Below are 13,401 nucleotides of genomic sequence, written 5' to 3' on the forward strand. Positions count from 1 at the left end.
TCAGAAGTCCAGAAGATTCTGGCGGAAGCCACCGTCGCCGTAACTCTTCCTCAACAGGCCACGGCGGCGCAGTTCGGGAGTGAGCTTGTCCAACACGCCGTGCACGGTGACGGGGTCCACGAAGCCGGAGAAGAGGAAGCCGTCGCCACCCACAGCCTCGCCGGTCTCCTCGAGATAATCCGCGATTTCACCAACCGTGCCGATGATTGAATCACCGGCGCCACCGCTGCGTGCCTGAAGGATCTGGCGCAGGGTAGACCCCGGAGGCGCCGCCTTGGCGAAGTGCTCCAACGTGCCTTGGTTGCTGTTGGTGCTCAATTCGGGCAACGGCGCATCAAGGTCGAATTGCTTGAAGTCGATCACGGACAGGTAGGAGATCGAATTGAGCTGGCTGTCGATATCACGCTGGGTAAGCTCCCGGCGCTGCGCACGCAACTCCCCGGCCTCGGCCGATGAACCAACCACGGTGGGCTTCAGCACGAAAAGTACCTTGACGTCGTCGGGGTTCCTGCCCGCCTTTGCAGCCTCGGCACGGATGGAATCCCGGTAGGCCTTCATGCCGTCAACGCCACGGGCCAAGGCGATCGCCACGTCTGCATGCCCACCCGCGAACGCTTTGCCGCGGGGAGAAGCGCCGGCCTGCACCAGTACGGGCTCCTCCGGCAGAGGTGCGGTGTTGAGGGGACCGCGGACCTTGAAGAAGTCGCCTTGGTGGTTAATGGGGTGCACTTTGGTGTGGTCGGCGAACACGCCGGCCTCAACGTCCTCAAGGACGGCGTCCGGTTCCCAGCTCCGCCAAAGCCTGCGGACGACGTCGACGAATTCCTCCGCCTTCTCATATCGAAGGTCGTGTTCAATCTGCTGGTCCAAACCGTAATTCTGTGCTGCGAGGTCGCTGCCGGAAGTTACGACGTTCCATCCCAACTGCCCCTCGGAGAAGTGCTGCAGCGTGGCCAGGAGGCGGGCCGCAGTGAAAGGCGGATAGAACGATGCGCTGACCGTCGGGACGATTCCAAGGTGCTCGGTGGCGGACAGAAGGTACGGCACCAGGGCCAAAGGATCATGTTTGGGCGCAAAGGAGGCGTGTGCCAGCGAGACCTCGGCAGTGCCGCCATAGGTATCGGGAACAGTAAGGGAGTCCTCGATGATGAAGAGGTCAAGGCCGGATTGCTCAAACGCGCGGACGGCGTCTTGATACAGGGCAGGCTTCTTCCAGTCGTAGCCCAGGCTGTAGCCGGGAGTTCCCCATCCCTGGACACCAAAACCGTGCCCCACGAACCATCCAAAATGCAGCATGGGCTTGAGTGTAGAGCTGCCTTGTCCGTTCACCGCGACCTGATTTCTTGCGAAGTTACAGGGGGTCGTACTGCGTCAATTATGCTCCCGGGGCGTCACATTTGGGCTGCTACTCCAGCACCGGCCGGTTACGCAACATGACGACCGCGTAACCGCTTGCAAGTGCGGGCCGCCGCCGCGGGATGTTACGTTTTTCTTGAGTAATGAGCACCAGCGCCAAGCCCTGACTTGCTGGTCGGCAACCCTCTCTCCGGCGGGGTGCCTCAGGTGACTACTCGGCGTATCGACACTTCGAACTGCAAGCGTGACTGAGGAGCACCAGCCAATGCCTGAACCCACTGAAGAAAAACTCTCCTACCGCCTGATTACAGGTCCGGATACCCGTGAATTCTGCGAGCGGATCACCACGGCACTCGCCGACGGCTACGTGCTCCACGGCAGCCCGGCAGCCACGTTCAATGGCACGGATGTCATCGTGGCGCAGGCGGTCGTCCTGCCCGCTGCCATCGCCAACGCAGACGCCGCCGTCGCGAATGCTGTTGACCAGTTGGAGAACGACGACGACGAAGAAGCATTCGAGGGACACGCATGAGCTACGCAGGTGACCTGACCCCGCAGGACGCGTGGGCCAAGCTTGAAGAAGGCGCAATCCTGGTAGACGTCCGCACCGAGGCCGAGTGGGCCCACATCGGCATCCCGGACACCAAAGCCACAGAGAATGATCCCCTGTTTATTCAGTGGAACCTCGCCGGTGGCATTCCCAACTCCCGCTTCATCGAGGACCTGCAGCAGCAGGCACCCGAGGGTGAGGGAGTGGAGCTCGTTTTCATCTGCCGCTCAGGCCAGCGCTCCATCTCGGCCGCCATCGCCGCGACGCAGGCCGGGTTCACCGCCTACAACGTGCTTGAGGGCTTCGAAGGTGACCCCGACCGTTACGGCGAACGGACCATCAACGGCTGGAAGAACCGCGGCCTGCCAACCAACCTGGGGAACGACTAAGTGACTTTCAATCCCGATGCCGCCAGCTGGAGCCCTGACACCCAGGCAGTACGCGGCGGCCTTGACCGTACCAACTTCCAGGAGACGTCCGAACCCGTTTTCCTGAACTCCGGCTTCGTCTACGAATCCGCTGCCGCCGCCGAACGCGCCTTCACCGGCGAGGACGAACGCTTCGTTTACTCCCGCTACGGCAACCCGTCCGTGGCCACGTTCCAGGAACGCTTGCGGTTGCTCGAAGGAACCGAGGCATGCTTCGCGACGGCGTCCGGCATGTCCGCGGTGTTCACCGCCTTGGGTGCCCTCCTGGCTGCCGGTGATCGCGTGGTTGCCGCCCGTTCCCTGTTCGGCTCGTGCTTCGTGATCCTCAACGAGATCCTGCCGCGCTGGGGCGTAGAGACCGTGTTTGTCGACGGTCCCGACCTCGACCAGTGGCGGGCTGCCCTCTCCGAACCGACCACCGCCGTATTCTTCGAGTCGCCCTCGAACCCCATGCAGGAAATCGTGGACATCGCCGCCGTCAGCGAGCTGGCGCATGCTGCGGGAGCGACCGTCGTCGTCGACAACGTCTTTGCCACACCCCTGCTGCAGCGTTGCGGTGACCTGGGCGCGGACGTCATTGTGTACTCCGGAACCAAGCACATCGATGGCCAGGGGCGTGTCCTCGGCGGCGCAATCCTGGGCACCAAGGAATTCATCGACGGCCCGGTCAAGCAGTTGATGCGGCACACCGGACCTTCACTCTCCGCCTTCAATGCCTGGGTGTTGACCAAGGGCCTGGAGACGATCGGCCTGCGGGTGAACCACAGCTCGGCGTCTGCTTTGAAAATCGCGGAATGGCTCGAGCAGCAGCCTGCCATTAACTGGGTCAAGTACCCCTTGCTGAAATCGCACCCTCAGTACGAGCTGGCAGCCAAGCAAATGAAGGCCGGCGGTACCGTGCTGACCTTCGAGTTGCTGCCCTCCTCCGGGCGTTCGGCCAAGGATGCCGCGTTTGCGTTGCTGGACGGTCTGCGCGTCATCGACATCTCCAACAACCTGGGCGACTCCAAGTCCCTCATCACGCACCCGGCCACCACCACCCACCGGGCCATGGGGCCCGAAGGGCGTGCGGCCATTGGGCTGAGCGACGGCGTGGTCCGTTTGTCCGTTGGCCTGGAAGACGTGGACGATCTCATTTTGGATCTGGAGAAGGCCCTCAAACAGGTCTAACCTTGCTGCCATGAGCGGGAACCACCCCCATCGCCGTGCCGGAGCAGTCATCGTTGCCGGTACGGCGGTGTGGTTTGCAGGGATCTCGCCTGTATCGCGTGTCTACGTCACCCCCGATGCCGCTGAACGGCTTCGTATGCTTGAGGCCGGCCAGCGTGGGTGGGTGATCGGTCAGCACCTCGCTGCTGCTGGAACAGTCGCGGTGCCGGTGGGATACGCAGCCTTTGCCCGTCGTCTTCCGCGCGGACAGGCGAAGCGTTGGGCTGTTGCAGCCGCGGCTGCTTTACTGGCAGGTGCTCCGCTCTTTGTCTCCAGTTTGTCCCGCCGGGCCGCGGATCTGGAACGCTTTGCCTACGGCCGTGGATCGAATGCGCCCTTCCTTGCCTACTCCGGGCTCCACGTTCTTGCCCTGGCTGCGCTCGGTGGAAGCCTTCTTTCCTTGCCCACCAGACGGTGGATCGGAGTCACGGCCGCAGCCAGCGCGCCCATCTACGGCGCCATCCTTATGGCGAAGAAGGACATCCCGCCGTTCGTGTTCTACCTCGTCGAGGGCTTGGCGGGGGCCTACTTGATGACATGGGACGGGACTGACTCCGCAGTAGCCTAAGGCCTGCGGACCCTCGTCAGGATGGGCGCGGTCAGGTTGTGGGCCGGGTCCTTACGCGCATCTGCGGCAGCACCACGAATCGTCGCCTTCACCGCATGCCCAACCACCGCCCCCAAGGCCTCCCTGCTCGGCGGACTCCCTGGCGGATTCCGGGCGTCACGTTGCCGGTTGTTGAAACGCTCTGCTGCTTCGCGTTGCTCCCGGGCCCCGTTCCCGCGCTCAAGAACGTCCGCGATTCCGGCCTTCACCAGTTCCAGTTCACCTTGGTCATCCAGGACAGGGCTCAGGTAATCCACCAAAGCCCAGACCACGTCCGCTGCCGGCTGGGGACGGAAGTCGCCAAAGTCCAGGAGGTCTCCCCGAAGTCCGGAGTTGCTCGCTTGCCAACTCGCCATCCGGAGCAGGGCAGTCGGAACCGAGGCGGGCTCAACGCCGTCGAGCATTTCCAGGGAAGCAGTCTCAACCAATGCCCTCACAAGCACCGCAATCAAGGCTGCGTCCTCCGAGCGGAGGCAGACGTCAGCCACCCTGACTTCCACAGTGGGATGGTTGCGGGAGATGCGGGCGTCGAAGTAGATCATGCCCTCATCAAGGAGAACCCCGGTGTCCAGGAGGCGTTGGACCATGCGCCGGTAGGCAGTCAACGAGCCAAAAACGGCAGAAGGCCCGGACGTTGGCCACCGGTTCCAGGCCTGGATCCGATAGCTCTCGAAACCCGTGGGCAACCCACGCCAGTAGGGGGAATTGGCGCTGATGGCCGTCAAGACAGCAAGTTTGTCGCGGATGTGGTCGAGGACCACCACGCCCTCTTCAGGTGACTCCACTGCGGTGTGCACATGGAAACCGCAGGTCAGTTGCTCGTGGGCCGTCAACCCGAAGCGCTCAAGCATCACGGCGAAGCGGGGATCCGGGGTGGTATGGGTGTTTTTGGCCAGGGGCGAGGTGGCAATCGCGGCCACCCGGGCGTTGTGCTTCCTGGCAGCGTCATCGGCCATGGCACGTCCACGCCGGATCTGCTGGAGGAGCTCGGTGAAGGTATGGCACGGCCGGGTCTGGGTTTCGATCTGCTCCAGCTTCAGTTCGTGGCTGAGCCCCATCCCGGTTTCAAGCGCCGCTTCCGGCCCTGCGAGCAGAGCATCCGCGAGGGCCAGGGGCTCGCCCGTCACAGGATCGACGATGAGTAGCTCTTCCTCCACCCCGAAAGTCCGCATGGCACCAGTGTGCATCATGCGGCATCCGGGTTACAGCAACGCGGGGTCACTTACGGCCCATGTCAGGGCCTTACATGGGCTCTAAGTGACCCCGCGTTGCAGGAGTTCCTAGTCCTGGAAGTACTCCACCTTGGCGCCAATGGTGTTCAGTCGCTCGGCCAGGTCCTCGTAGCCGCGTTCAATCACGTAAATGTTGCGAAGCTCGGACGTTCCACGGGCAGCCAACATGGCCAGGAGCAGGCACGCTGCCGGACGCAGGGCCGGCGGGCAGCCAATTTCCGCGGCGCGCCACTTGGTGGGTCCGTTGACGTAGATCCGGTGCGGGTCCAGGAGCTGCACTTGGGCGCCCAGCTTGTTGAGCTCCGTCAGGTAGATGGCGCGGTTCTCGTAGACCCAGTCGTGGATCATCGTCTGGCCCTCGGCATTGCCTGCAATCACTGCGAAGAAGGGCAGGTTGTCGATGTTGAGCCCCGGGAACGGCATGGGGTGGATCTTGTCCTGTGGCGCGTGGAGTTCAGAAGGCTTGGTGGTGACATCCACCAAACGCGTCCGGCCGTTGCGGGCCGTGTATTCACCCGAGATTTCCAGCTTCTGGCCCATTTGTTCCAGGGTGGCGAGCTCGATTTCCATGAATTCGATGGGAACCCGGCGGATGGTGACCTCGGAGTTCGTGACGATGCCCGCGGTGATGAGGCTCATGGCTTCGATGGGATCCTCGGACGGGAAGTATTCGATCTCCACGTCTATGGCTGACCGGCCCGTGATCTTCAAAGTCGTGGTGCCGACGCCCTCGATGGTCACGCCCAAGCCCTGCAGGTAGAAGCAAAGATCCTGGACCATGTAATTAGGGCTCGCGTTGCGGATCACGGTGGTGCCCTCGCGGTGCGCGGCAGCCATGATCGCGTTCTCGGTGACGGTGTCGCCACGTTCGGAGAGGACGAAGGAACGGTCGTGCCCATCGGCAGGGGGTGCCACCACGGAGTAGAAGCCGGACTTTGCCCCCACCGTCAGCCCGAACTGGCGCAATGCCTGCATGTGCGGTTCAACGGTGCGCGTGCCGAGGTCGCATCCACCGGCATAGGGAAGCAGGTACTCGGCGGTCTCGTCCAGGAGGGGGCCGAGCAGCATAATGACGCTGCGTGTGCGCCGGGCTGCTTCCACATCCATCGACTCAAGGTCAAGCACTTCGGGCCTGCGGATACGGAGGTCGCTGCCGTTGAGCCAGGTGCATTCGACGCCGATGGACGTCAGCACCTCAACGATCCGGTTGACTTCCTCAATGCGGGCCAAGCGACGCAGCGTGGTGGTGCCGCGGTTGATCAGGCTTGCACAAAGCAGAGCCACGCCGGCATTCTTGCTGCTGTTGACATCCACTTCGCCGGACAGCGTGTGGCCGCCCTCCACCCGGAGGTGAGTCATCTGCGGCTTGCCTACTTTGACGATGGAACGGCCGAAGATGGCCTCCAGCCGCTCGATCATTCTGAGGCTGAGATTCTGTTTGCCCTGCTCCATCCGGGCGATAGCGCTCTGGCTGGTTCCCAGCTCGGAAGCCAACTGCCCCTGCGTCCAGCCCTTTTCGCTTCGCGCGTCGCGGAGCAGGAGGCCTACATTCTCGGCGGTAGGTTGCGTCATACTCAAGAAATATCACAAGTGAGCTAGAACTGCTGAACAAATTGCCGATTCAGCGGCAAACATCACACGGTACCCGCATAGTGCGATAACTCCGCCTCAAAATCAGCTTCTTCATGGAAAGCCCCACGATTTGAGAACCGGGCCGAAGCAACCTATCTTGAACTTAAGTAAGCCTAACCTAAGCTTGAAAGCGGTCTGAGAGAATGACGCCCCCGACGCAAAACCCCGCCCCGCCAAACGGCTCCGGGGTTTACCGCGATCACTGGGGAATCCCCCATCTGTGGGCCGGGTCCGCGGATGAACTCGCCTTCCTGCAGGGCATGAACGCAGCAACGGATCGATCATGGCAGATTGAGCTGGAGCGCTGGCGCTCGGAGGGCCGCATGGCTGAAGTTTTAGGGCCCGATGCGGTGGTGTGGGATCGTTTTGCCCGCCAGTCCCGGCTGAACGAGACTGCCCGCCATTGTTTCAACGGGCTGGATCCCGCAACCCAACGATGGGTTGGCCAGTATGTTGCAGGCGTCAACCACGCGCTGGCCAACAATCTGCGCGGCGGGCCCGAATTTGACGGTTCCGGCAGCGCACCCGAACCGTGGAACCCTTGGACGCCGCTAGGGGTGTTCCTGGTGCATCACATTCTGTTCTCCACCTTCCCCAACAAACTTTTCCGCGCCCACGTGGCCAGGACGCTGGGCCACGATGCCATCAGCTTGTTCAGCATCGAAGCCCCGGTCTGGTCCGGCAGCAACGCGTGGGCGGTCCACGGCTCAATGACCGCGAGCGGACTCCCCCTGATCGCCGGCGACCCACACCGCCTCATGGAACTCCCCGGTGTGTACCAGCAGGTTCGGCTTGCGTGCCCGGAGTTCGACGCAGTCGGCTTCGCGTTTCCCGGCGTCCCCGGGCTGCCGCATTTTGGCCACACCGGAAAGACCGCCTGGGCCGTCACCAACGCCATGGCCGACTACCAGGACCTCTTCGAAGAGCAGTTGCGCCGCGTCCCCGCCCCGGAGGCGGGTGGCGAGCGCGTCGAGGCGCACGGCCCGCGAGGCTGGGAACCCGCCGTCGTAAGTAGCGAAACCATCCACATCCGTCATGGCGACTCTGTAGGCACAGAGACAGTGGAGATCATCGAGACCGCCCGCGGTCCAGTGATCTCGGAAACGCCCGACGGCGCCGCGTTGAGTTTGCGTTTCCCGGCGCAGGTTGAGGGGCGGCTCGGTTTCGAAGCCCTCCTGCCGCTGCTGAGAAGCGGGAGTGTGGGCGACGTCGAAGCAGCCTTCGATTCGTGGGTGGAACCGGTCAACAGCGTCGTGACTGCTGATGCTGCCGGAGCGGTACGGCATTTCGTGGCTGGATTGGTTCCCCAACGAAATCCGGCCAACCGTCGGTTGCCTGCTCCGGCGTTGTCGGCACGGCATGCCTGGGACGGCGATTACATTGTCCTGCCGCGCACAGAGGTCCAACGGCTTGCAGTCAGCGCCAATGATCGTGCTGCAGGCGGCGGCGAGGCCGTAGCGATGGAGTTCGCCCCCGCCCATAGGGCTCTGCGGATCCGGGAGCTTCTGGAGGAAGTGCATGGTGAACTGACCGTGGACCACATGCAATCCATCCATATGGATTCCTTGCTCGGTCCATGGCCCATGTTCCGGGAGGTGCTGGGCAACCTCGACCCGGCAGATATGTCCAGGGAGGCCAAGGCACTGCGAACGCTGCTGCTCGAGTGGGACGGGACAATGGCGGCCGGCAGCCACACTGCGGCCGTTTTCGCGTCATGGCGGGGCGCCTTGGTTCAGCGCATAGCCCGTCATCCCGCGCTGGCGGCTCTGGCTGAACCTACCGGGTACTCCCCTCTGTTCGGACCCTGGCTGTCGGTGGCTTCACGCATCGGTTTCGCCCTTGAAACGCTGTTGGTTAGAGCCTCGCAGCTTGGTATCGATATGGCTGTGGAGGCCGCGGCCGCACTCGAGGATGCAGCCTTGGAAGACTCCTTGCTGGACGGTGCCGTATGGGGCGATCGGCATAAGCTCCTGGCGGTCCACGTTCTCCCAGGCGACCTCGCCGCTTCCGCACCAACCGCAGAGCTAAGCGGAGATACCGGATGCGTACTCTGCACCGAAAGCCTCCCTGGTGTGGACGACCGCAGTTTCCGCGGACCCGTGGCCCGCTATGTCTGGGACCTGTCCGATCGCAGCAACAGCCGTTGGATTGTGCCATTCGGCGCTGCCGGACGGCCGGAGCACCCACATTTTACAGACCAGATGCCGCTCTGGGCCTCAGGAAAGATGATCCCTGTGGTCACGGACTGGAGCGAGCTCAGTCACGACCACCCCTAAGACGCCCCCTAATACGCACGAACCAAGCCCAGCAAGCCCTCCCCAGCCCAGCCCACCCCAGCCCAGCCCAGCCCACCCCAGCCCAGCCCAGCCCAGCCCAGCCCAAAGGAAATCATGACCACAAGCACCCGGGACTTCGCTGTCCGGACCACGATCTACACCGAAGAACTCCACGGATGGGGCGTACTGCGGATCGTCCCTTTGGTTCCCGCCGAAGACCTTGACCTCATTCATGGTTGGGTCAGCCAGCCTCGTGCCAGGTTCTGGGGCATGCTGGAGCATTCGCGCGAGGACGTCCTGGAGATTTACGGGTTCCTTGATTCCTTGGACACTCACCATGCCTTTTTGGTGGTGGTCGATGGCGAGCCGCTGGCGCTCTTCCAGACTTATGAACCGTTACACGATCCGGTAGGCGAGGCATACCCGGCGCGGGAGGAGGACATCGGAATGCATTTGCTGCTGGCGCCTGCAAGGCGTCCGATTCCCAACTTCACACCACGTCTCGTCACGTCCCTCATCCGATACATGTTTTCCCTGCCCGGCAAGGACCGGATCATTGTTGAGCCGGACGCCCGCAACGCAAAGGCAGTTCGCCGCCTCGAGACCACGTGTTTCGAGCTTGGCCCCGTCATCCAGCTGGCTGAAAAGGAAGCCCAGTTGGGGTTCCTCACCCGGGCAAGGTTCGAGAAGATCCAACGGAAGAGCTAACGCCAGACGAAACTCCACGTTCCAGCGCCGACGGCCGCCAGTACAGCAGCGGCAGCGATGACGAGGCCGCCCAGGAGGACCCAGACATCCAGGAGGGAGTAAGTGGATTCCCGGGCCCACGTTCTCTGCCCGCCACCGAAACCACGCGCCTCCATGGTGATGGCCAGCCGGGAAGCCCGACGCACTGCCTGGACCAGCAGCCCGAAGCTCTGTCCAAGCGTTGCCTTGAGCCGTTGCAGCGGACTGCCCTGCGAACCCACTCCGCGGGCCCGCCTGGCCATGCCGATGGTCTGCCATTCCTCAGCCATCAATCCCACCAGGCGCATCGCGGCCAGCGAGCCAAGGACAAAGCGGTGTGGCAGTCTTGCCTTTTGTGCCAGCGCGTCGGCCAGGTCGGTGGGGTCGGTGCAGGTCATCAGCAGGATCGCTGGCAGCGCAATCGCCAAGCCGCGCAGCATGAAACCCAGCCCCAGCTGGAGGGAACCTTCGCTGATGGACCAGAGTCCGACGTCGAGCAGTACGGCCCCGCTGTCAGCCGCCACGATTGCGGTGCTCCAGCCACCTATCGCTGCAGCGATGATGAGCGGCCAGGCCCGCTGCCATAGAAGCCCCAGCGTGAGGCCAGCCAACGGGAACAGGGCCAGCTCGGCGACGAGGGCCGTTGAAGCGGACACCCAGTCGATCGACAATGCCAGCACCAGCGAAATGAGGAACACGGACACAAACTTAACCAAGGGGTTGGCGCGCGTAAGGAGGGCGTGGTTGCCGCGCAGGTTCAGGGCGTCCCTCATGCAGCACCGGCTTCCTGGCGGGCTGCTTCGCTGTGCGGGTCCGGAACTTGCGGCGTAGCTGGATCCAGCCGGAGCTCGGTGCCGCCCAGGACCGCGCTGAATTCTTCGTCGTGCGTCACGGACACAACGGCTGTTCCAGCATCGAGCAGTTCAGAGAGGAAGGATGCCAGTTCGGCCCAGGTGTTGGCGTCCTGGCCGAACGTGGGCTCGTCCAGCACCAGCACCTTAGGGTGGGCCGCAAGGACCGTGGCCACGGACAACCTGCGCTTCTCGCCGCCGGACAACGTGTAAGGATTCGCGTCCACCAAATGCGTGAGCCGCAAACGCTCCAGCAATTCATCCACGCGTTCTTCGCCGTGGCCCAGATGCTTTGGTCCGAACATCAGCTCGTCCAGAACCTTGCCCGTCACAAACTGGTGCTCCGGTTCCTGGAACACGGTGCCAATGCGGGAAATCAGCTGATCCGCCTTCCACTTGAACGGGTCGATTCCAGCTCCCTCGGAAAGCTCGACGGCGGCACTCACCTTGCCGTCAACCGGCGCCAGAAGGCCGGCCAATGTGAGCGCAAAAGTAGATTTGCCTGCACCGTTCGGACCCGTGATGGTCAGTGCCTGGCCAGCCCGTACTTGTGCACTGATATCCGATTGCACGGGGACGGGCGGGATGGTCTTGAAACGGCGGCGGCGGGACTTCCCACGGGAAACAGCCAGGTCCTGTGCGACGAGGAGGAGCTGGTGCGTGGATTCATGGCCGCCCAACTCCTGACTTGTGCTCCTGCGGGCGCGGGTCGTCGGAACGTACCCGGGCACCCACACTCCCGCTGCCATCAACATGGTGCGGGCCTCTGTGAGCACCTGATCCGGGGGGCCGTCCAGGAGCACACCGCCCCCGGCCGAGGGTGGCTGGAGGACCACGATCCTGTCCACCAGGTCCTTCCACACGGACACACGGTGTTCAACGACAACCAAAGTGGCGCCGGTCTTGTCCAGGCAGCGCTGTACGGCGTCCCGAACCTCGAGCACGCCCACCGGATCCAGGTTGGCCGTAGGTTCGTCCAGGAGGATCAGCCCGGGCCGCATCGCCAGGATGCCAGCCAACGCAAGGCGCTGCTTCTGCCCGCCGGAGAGGGCCGCCGTCGGGTGCTCCAGTGCCAAGCCGCCGCCTGCAGCGGTGCGCAACCCGACGTCGTCGAGCGCTTCATGGACGCGCGCCCAAATTTCTTCCCGGGGAACGGCCAGGTTTTCGGCGCCAAACGCGACATCGTCACCCACCCGGGAGAGCACTACCTGGGTTTCCGGATCCTGCTGCATCAGACCTGCGCGGCCGCGCTGTTCGCGGGGAGCAACGCCGTCGATCAGCAGCGAGCCGGTCTCGTCGGAATCGTCCTCCTCATCACCCAGCACACCGGCGAGGGCGTGGAGCAGTGTCGATTTCCCTGCGCCCGATGGACCCAGCAAGAGCACGCGCTCACCGGGCTCGATCCGGAGATCGAGGTCCTGGATGGCGGGTGTGGAACGTCCGGCATGCCGCCATCCCCACCCTTGGGCGGTGATGGCGGCAGGCCGTACCTGGCCGCTGCTTTGCGTGGCAGGCATTAGTTGAAGACGGGCTCCGAAGCAGCCTTCCGCGACGCGAAGGAGCTCAGTACACCGGTCTTGGCCAGCCCGCGGGTGGCAACCCAGGACAGCGCGCCCGCGATGATCGCACCGGAGAGCGTGGTGAAGGCGATGTAAGCCAGCTTGTCGATTGCTTCGTAGGCGATGTTCCAGCCCCAAGGCAGGAAGGAATCGTTGAGACCGCAGAAGAGGCCCGAGCCGGCACCTGCGAGGAGTGCAGCGGAGAGGTCGAACTTCTTGTACCGGAACGCAGCGAAGACGAGTTCCGCACCCAGTCCCTGGAGGACGCCGGAGATGAGGACGGTGGTGCCGTACTGGGAACCCATGATGAGTTCGCCGGTGGCGGCGACGGCTTCGCAGAACAGGGCTGCGCCCGGCTTGCGGATGATGAGCATGCCCAGGACGGCCGGGATCATCCAGCCACCGGCGATCAAACCGGTGAGCGGCGGATACGTGGCGTTCATGGGGATGGATACGATTGCGGCGCCCTGGGACCAGGCCCAGAAGATCACGCCGCCGGCGATGGCAATCAAAGCTGCCACCACGATGTCTACAACACGCCAGTTATAACTGGTCTTCTTCACGCTTGCCGTGGTCATTTTTTCTGCCTCCTGAGGTACAGGAGGGGAAAGTGCTCCCCGGAAACCCCCGGCCGGCCTGCGCCGCCCGGATCCGGACACTCTGAGAAGCTCGACTCCCTTGCGCCGGTACTAACCGGATCAGGTTCGAGGGTCTGCGGCTGTCCGCACTCTCAGCGCCCTCGCGTCACCTGCATCTCTGCAAGGTCCGACGGCGGCGCTCCCCTGTCGTTATTAATCTGCCCTTATGGGCGTGGTTCAGTTTACACCTGTGGGTGTTCGTGGGCTCCTTGGGCTAGTCACAAAGCGGTTGGCTCCCCTTTCTCCTGCGTTGCGGGGCCGGCTCTGCGCCCCATTCTCCGGTCTGAGCACGCACACCGGGCCCCACAACAGGACCTGAGACAATGATCCAGCAGGA

Annotated in this window: 12 protein-coding genes and 2 riboswitches; of the genes, 6 read left to right on the forward strand and 6 right to left on the reverse strand. The window is 63.4% G+C overall.

The genetic code is table 11. The features are described from left to right. Positions 1–1,329: an NtaA/DmoA family FMN-dependent monooxygenase gene (locus LDN82_RS19670; RefSeq protein WP_309928582.1), complete on the reverse strand. Its 1,329-nt coding sequence runs from the start codon at positions 1,327–1,329 to the stop codon at positions 1–3. A 166-nt stretch (positions 1,330–1,495) separates the two neighbouring features. Continuing rightward, a riboswitch (SAM riboswitch) is annotated at positions 1,496–1,607 on the forward strand. Positions 1,608–1,621: 14 nt separating this feature from the next. On the opposite strand from LDN82_RS19670, the gene LDN82_RS19675 reads away from it, so the two are divergent. From LDN82_RS19675 to LDN82_RS19690, 4 genes are read left to right on the forward strand one after another with little or no spacing between them, the layout of a single operon-like run. After that, positions 1,622–1,888, forward strand: a complete 267-nt coding sequence (locus tag LDN82_RS19675; protein WP_216926788.1) for a DUF1737 domain-containing protein — start codon at positions 1,622–1,624, stop codon at positions 1,886–1,888. Continuing rightward, positions 1,885–2,295: a rhodanese-like domain-containing protein gene (locus LDN82_RS19680; protein ID WP_216926789.1), complete on the forward strand. Its 411-nt coding sequence runs from the start codon at positions 1,885–1,887 to the stop codon at positions 2,293–2,295. The genes LDN82_RS19675 and LDN82_RS19680 overlap by 4 nt, the downstream gene beginning before the upstream one ends. Further along, entirely contained in the window at positions 2,296–3,504 is a 1,209-nt protein-coding gene (locus tag LDN82_RS19685) for an O-succinylhomoserine sulfhydrylase (RefSeq protein ID WP_224165532.1), read from the forward strand. 10 nt (positions 3,505–3,514) lie between these two features. Continuing rightward, on the forward strand, positions 3,515–4,111 hold the full coding sequence (locus tag LDN82_RS19690; RefSeq protein ID WP_224165533.1) for a hypothetical protein: 597 nt from the start codon (positions 3,515–3,517) through the stop codon (positions 4,109–4,111). On the opposite strand, the gene LDN82_RS19695 is transcribed toward LDN82_RS19690, so the two are convergent. Both LDN82_RS19695 and LDN82_RS19700 read right to left on the reverse strand, forming a co-directional pair. After that, positions 4,108–5,322: a glutamate--cysteine ligase gene (locus LDN82_RS19695; RefSeq protein ID WP_224167582.1), complete on the reverse strand. Its 1,215-nt coding sequence runs from the start codon at positions 5,320–5,322 to the stop codon at positions 4,108–4,110. The genes LDN82_RS19690 and LDN82_RS19695 overlap by 4 nt on opposite strands. Before the next feature lie 108 nt (positions 5,323–5,430). Next, a complete protein-coding gene (locus tag LDN82_RS19700; RefSeq protein WP_224165534.1) occupies positions 5,431–6,954 on the reverse strand; it encodes a UDP-N-acetylglucosamine 1-carboxyvinyltransferase in 1,524 nt (507 codons plus the stop codon). Positions 6,955–7,157: 203 nt separating this feature from the next. On the opposite strand from LDN82_RS19700, the gene LDN82_RS19705 reads away from it, so the two are divergent. Further along, on the forward strand, positions 7,158–9,290 hold the full coding sequence (locus LDN82_RS19705) for a penicillin acylase family protein (RefSeq protein WP_224165535.1): 2,133 nt from the start codon (positions 7,158–7,160) through the stop codon (positions 9,288–9,290). Between the two features lie 114 nt (positions 9,291–9,404). Then, a complete protein-coding gene (locus LDN82_RS19710) occupies positions 9,405–9,998 on the forward strand; it encodes a GNAT family N-acetyltransferase (RefSeq protein WP_224089321.1) in 594 nt (197 codons plus the stop codon). Here LDN82_RS19710 and LDN82_RS19715 read toward each other — a convergent pair. From LDN82_RS19715 to LDN82_RS19725, 3 genes are read right to left on the reverse strand one after another with little or no spacing between them, the layout of a single operon-like run. Next, positions 9,995–10,789, reverse strand: coding sequence for an energy-coupling factor transporter transmembrane component T (locus LDN82_RS19715; protein ID WP_224165536.1), 795 nt, complete (start codon positions 10,787–10,789; stop codon positions 9,995–9,997). The genes LDN82_RS19710 and LDN82_RS19715 overlap by 4 nt on opposite strands. Further along, positions 10,786–12,384: an ABC transporter ATP-binding protein gene (locus tag LDN82_RS19720; protein WP_224165537.1), complete on the reverse strand. Its 1,599-nt coding sequence runs from the start codon at positions 12,382–12,384 to the stop codon at positions 10,786–10,788. Before LDN82_RS19720 ends, LDN82_RS19715 begins: the two co-directional genes overlap by 4 nt. Next, positions 12,384–13,004 carry an ECF transporter S component gene (locus LDN82_RS19725; protein WP_224089324.1) on the reverse strand — a complete coding sequence of 207 codons (621 nt, stop codon included), beginning with the start codon at positions 13,002–13,004 and terminating at the stop codon, positions 12,384–12,386. The genes LDN82_RS19720 and LDN82_RS19725 overlap by 1 nt, the downstream gene beginning before the upstream one ends. A gap of 79 nt (positions 13,005–13,083) precedes the next feature. Continuing rightward, positions 13,084–13,220, reverse strand: a riboswitch (TPP riboswitch). Positions 13,221–13,401: the final 181 nt, after the last annotated feature.

The organism is Arthrobacter sp. StoSoilA2, from assembly GCF_019977195.1.
In the GTDB taxonomy this organism is placed as follows: Bacteria; Actinomycetota; Actinomycetes; order Actinomycetales; family Micrococcaceae; genus Arthrobacter.

What these genes read in the sequence shown, in the direction of transcription:
- LDN82_RS19675 (WP_216926788.1), top strand. Translation starts at nt 1,622, where the DNA reads ATGCCTGAACCCACTGAAGAAAAACTCTCCTACCGCCTGATTACAGGT.
- LDN82_RS19680 (WP_216926789.1), top strand. Translation starts at nt 1,885, where the DNA reads ATGAGCTACGCAGGTGACCTGACCCCGCAGGACGCGTGGGCCAAGCTT.
- LDN82_RS19690 (WP_224165533.1), top strand. Translation starts at nt 3,515, where the DNA reads ATGAGCGGGAACCACCCCCATCGCCGTGCCGGAGCAGTCATCGTTGCC.
- LDN82_RS19695 (WP_224167582.1), bottom strand. Translation starts at nt 5,322, where the DNA reads ATGCGGACTTTCGGGGTGGAGGAAGAGCTACTCATCGTCGATCCTGTG.
- LDN82_RS19700 (WP_224165534.1), bottom strand. Translation starts at nt 6,954, where the DNA reads ATGACGCAACCTACCGCCGAGAATGTAGGCCTCCTGCTCCGCGACGCG.
- LDN82_RS19705 (WP_224165535.1), top strand. Translation starts at nt 7,158, where the DNA reads ATGACGCCCCCGACGCAAAACCCCGCCCCGCCAAACGGCTCCGGGGTT.
- LDN82_RS19710 (WP_224089321.1), top strand. Translation starts at nt 9,405, where the DNA reads ATGACCACAAGCACCCGGGACTTCGCTGTCCGGACCACGATCTACACC.
- LDN82_RS19715 (WP_224165536.1), bottom strand. Translation starts at nt 10,789, where the DNA reads ATGAGGGACGCCCTGAACCTGCGCGGCAACCACGCCCTCCTTACGCGC.
- LDN82_RS19720 (WP_224165537.1), bottom strand. Translation starts at nt 12,384, where the DNA reads ATGCCTGCCACGCAAAGCAGCGGCCAGGTACGGCCTGCCGCCATCACC.
- LDN82_RS19725 (WP_224089324.1), bottom strand. Translation starts at nt 13,004, where the DNA reads ATGACCACGGCAAGCGTGAAGAAGACCAGTTATAACTGGCGTGTTGTA.